Source organism: Mycobacterium sp. (genome assembly GCF_035697385.1).
Lineage (GTDB): Bacteria > Actinomycetota > Actinomycetes > Mycobacteriales > Mycobacteriaceae > Mycobacterium.
Map to the genome: position 1 here is coordinate 1 of NZ_DASSCY010000129.1, position 2,243 is coordinate 2,243.

General features: G+C 66.0%; 4 protein-coding genes. 3 read left to right on the forward strand and 1 reads right to left on the reverse strand.

The features are described 5' to 3' along the window. A partial coding sequence (locus VFH65_RS32035; RefSeq protein ID WP_414688396.1) for a hypothetical protein occupies positions 1-103 on the forward strand: 103 nt, incomplete at its 5' end. Here VFH65_RS32035 and VFH65_RS11010 read toward each other — a convergent pair. Beyond that, positions 84-539, reverse strand: a complete 456-nt coding sequence (locus VFH65_RS11010; protein ID WP_353321405.1) for a MarR family winged helix-turn-helix transcriptional regulator — start codon at positions 537-539, stop codon at positions 84-86. The two genes, VFH65_RS32035 and VFH65_RS11010, sit on opposite strands and share 20 nt — an antisense overlap. Positions 540-608: 69 nt before the next feature. Here VFH65_RS11010 and VFH65_RS11015 point away from each other — a divergent pair, with 69 nt between their 5' ends. Both VFH65_RS11015 and VFH65_RS11020 read left to right on the forward strand, forming a co-directional pair. Continuing rightward, the gene (locus VFH65_RS11015) at positions 609-1,361 is read left to right on the forward strand and encodes a pirin family protein (protein ID WP_353321407.1); all 753 of its coding nucleotides are present in this window, start codon (positions 609-611) and stop codon (positions 1,359-1,361) included. Continuing rightward, positions 1,339-2,243, forward strand: a 905-nt coding sequence (locus VFH65_RS11020; protein ID WP_353321409.1) for a PQQ-dependent sugar dehydrogenase, incomplete at its 3' end; no start/stop codon positions are given. The genes VFH65_RS11015 and VFH65_RS11020, both read left to right, overlap by 23 nt.

Below are 2,243 nucleotides of genomic sequence, written 5' to 3' on the forward strand. Positions count from 1 at the left end.
CACCACCACCTACTCGTTGGCGAACATCAACGACGGTTACCAGGACAAGCTGGACGGCAAGAACATTCGCGGCGTCATCAAGTTCACGGAAGCCGACTGGTAAGCCGCTCGAGAACCGTCTCGATCACCGAGCCGAACACCTGCAGCTGGGCTGCCGACAGCCCGTCGAACACGACCGCCCGAACAAGCTCGACGTGTCCAGGCGCTGCCGTCTGCAGCGCAGCCCGGCCATCGGCGGTCAACTCGACTGTCGCGCCCCTGCGGTCGTCGTCACTTCCGTGGCGTGCCACCAGACCGCGACCGCGCATCCGACGCAGCTGGTGCGACAGCCTGCTCTGTTCCCATCCGAGGACCTCGCCGAGTTCGTTCATCCGCTGCGGTCCGGCCTCCGACAGCGCCACCAGGACGTCGTAGTCCGCCAGAGACACGTCGCAATCACTCTGCAGCTGGCGCTGCATCGCGGTCTGCAGCCGGCTCACCATCGTCAGGTATCCGCGCCAGATCTGCTGCTGTTCGTCGGTCAACCACATGGAATACATGACACATCATTTATGTTGTCGAGTCCAGTGCCAGCCACCTAGGCTGGGCCACGACTGAAAGGCCACGACATGACAGTCGAGATCCGGCGTGCCAATGACCGCGCGAAGACCAAGATTGCGTGGCTCGACTCCAAGCACTCGTTCTCGTTCGGCGACCACTATGACCCCGGCAACACGCACCACGGCCTACTGCTGGTGAACAACGACGACATCGTCAAGCCCGGTACGGGATTTGACACCCATCCACACCGCGACATGGAGATCGTGACGTGGGTGCTGCGTGGCTCGCTGGTGCACCAGGACTCCACCGGACACTCGGGCGTGATCTATCCCGGTCTGGCGCAACGCATGTCGGCCGGACGCGGCATCCTGCACTCGGAGAAGAACGACTCCTGGACGCTGACCGGTGAGGAATCCCACAGTGAGCCAGTGCATTTCGTGCAGATGTGGGTTGTTCCCGACGAGTCCGGCATCACGCCCGGCTACCAGCAGCTCGAGATCGACGACGAGCTGCTTCGCGGCGGTCTGGTGACCATCGCCTCGGGAATGCCCGAACACAGCGACGACGCGGCGATCACCATTCGCAACAAGTACGCGGCGCTGCACGGCGCCCGCATGCAGCCCGGCGACAACGTCGAACTGCCCCAGGCGCCGTATCTTCACCTGTTCGTCCCGCGCGGGCAGGTGACGCTCGAGGGCGCAGGGCCACTGCACGAGGGCGACGCCGTCCGGCTGACGGCCACCGGCGGCCAGCGGCTCACCGCCACCGAACCCGCCGAGATCCTGATTTGGGAGATGCATGCGGGTTTGGCTGCAGCATAAGCGAATTGGGCTCGCAGCGGTCTTGTTACTTACCGCTTGCTCGACGACCCCCGCCCCAACACCGCAACCATCGGCGCCGACACCACCCACCACCGAGGCCGCAGCGAGGCTGGTGCCGGTGACCGTGCGGGTCGATCCGGATCTAGCCCAGCAGCCCTTCGACGAACCACGTCAGGCGCTGGTGCCGTCCGGGTGGACGCTGTCGGTGTGGGCCCGCATCCCCAAGGCCCGGCTCGCCGCATGGGCACCCGACGGCGCCCTGCTGGTGTCCGTGCCCAGTTCCGGGCAGGTGCTTCACCTGAAGCCGGGCGGAGCGGTGCCGCGCGAGTCGGTACTGCTTGACGGGCTCGATCAACCACATGGCTTGGCGTTCGCCGGCAACACTCTCTATGTCGCCGAGAGCGACCAGGTCGACGCCTACGACTACACCGATGGCAACGCCACCAACCGGCGCACCATCGCGTCCGGCCTTCCCGACGCCAAGAGTCCTGATCTGCGAGGCGCCTATTCGCACGCGCTGAAAAGCGTTGCCGTCGGCCCTGATGGCGCCGTGTACTTCTCTATCGGGTCGACGGGAAACATCTCCGCCGACGATCGCGACGCGACCCCACCCCGCGCGACCATCATGCGGATCCCGCCCAGCGGCGGGCCGGCGCAACCGTTCGCGACGGGGGTGCGCAACGGGACTGGCCTTGCGGTCGCACCGGATGGATCGGTGTGGACGGCGGTCAACAATCGCGACAACGTTGCCGACCCGACGACCGGCGAGGTGACGATGGAGTACGTCAACGACCACCCGCCCGAGGCCGTCGCCAAGCTCACCCCCGGGCGCGAATTGGGTTGGCCCTATTGCAATCCGGATGGCGGCCCGGCGAACCTGCC